2 protein-coding genes are annotated in these 1,208 nt (G+C 70.2%); both read left to right on the top strand.

The genetic code is table 11. The annotated features are described in order from the left end of the window. Window positions 1–321, top strand: a 321-nt coding sequence (locus ACWF62_RS20530) for a hypothetical protein (protein WP_452631260.1), incomplete at its 5' end; no start/stop codon positions are given. Window positions 322–438: 117 nt separating this feature from the next. Continuing rightward, a partial coding sequence (locus tag ACWF62_RS20525) for an IS481 family transposase (protein WP_452631258.1) occupies window positions 439–1,208 on the top strand: 770 nt, incomplete at its 3' end.

The following is a 1,208-nucleotide window of genomic DNA, read 5'->3' as shown; positions in this document are numbered from 1 at the left end:
GCGGCGGACGAGGGGAACCGGAAGAGGGAAACCCTGCCCCCCACGAGCCTGCCGGGAAGTAAACCCGCCGCGGGGCCCTCGTACGCCGCGCTGACGGTGACCCTGACCGACGGCGAGCCGTCGAGGGTCGGTGCCGGTACGGGTCTGGGCGCGCTGCTGCGGGAGGAACCCGCGGTGCTGGCCCTGCCGCCGGCCGGGGTGTCCTCGCCGGAGGACTCCGGCTTCCACCCGGCGGGGGAGTCCCGGATCTTCGCGCGCGACCTGCTGGAGTTCGGCCCGGCGGACACCAGCCCCCCGGCCACCACGGTCTACGTCCCCTAGGTGTACTGATCACAGAGGTTGGTGACGGGGTTCACGGTTGGTTGGTCTTGATATGGGTGAGGGCCTTCTGGCCTGGTGTGGATTGCGACATCTGCACCGGCGACCAGAAAGGCCCTCGTGCCTCACCGTAACGCACCCCTGACCGAGACCGGCCGTCTGCGGCTTGCCCGCTGCGTCGTGGATGACGGATGGCCTCTGCGCCGGGCCGCTGAACGTTTCCAGGTCTCAGCCACCACCGCGGCACGGTGGGCGGCCCGCTACCGCGAACAGGGCGAGGGCGGGATGTGCGACCGGACCTCCCGGCCACGCAGCAGCCCGCGCCGGACCCCGACCCGCACCGAACGCCGGATCATCAAGGTCCGCGTAGTGCGTCGGTGGGGGCCGGCACGGATCGCTCATCTGCTGCGACTGGTGCCCTCCACGGTCCACCGGGTCCTGACCCGTTACCGGCTGGCCCGGCTCACGCATCTGGACCGGGCCACCGGACGCGTCATACGCCGCTACGAACGCGAACGGCCCGGCGAACTCGTGCACGTCGACATCAAGAAGCTCGGCAACATTCCCGACGGTGGCGGACACAAGGTCCTGGGCCGGCAAGCAGGCCGCAAGACCCGAGCGGGCGCCGGCTACAGCTATCTGCACACCGCGGTCGATGACTACTCCCGCCTCGCCTACAGCGAGATCCACACCGACGAGAGGAAAGACACCGCCGCCGCGTTCTGGCACCGCGCCCAGGCGTTCTTCGAGCAAGCCGGAATCACCGTCGAACGCGTCCTGACCGACAACGGGGCCTGTTACCGGTCCCACGACTGGCGCCAGGCCATGGCCCAGGCCGGGATCGCTCACAAGCGAACCCGCCCCTACCGGCCCCAGACCAACGGCAAGGT

The organism is Rhodococcus sp. NPDC054953 (assembly GCF_053609225.1).
Note: the sequence above shows the minus strand (reverse complement) of the source record. Positions and strands in the feature narration are given on the sequence as shown.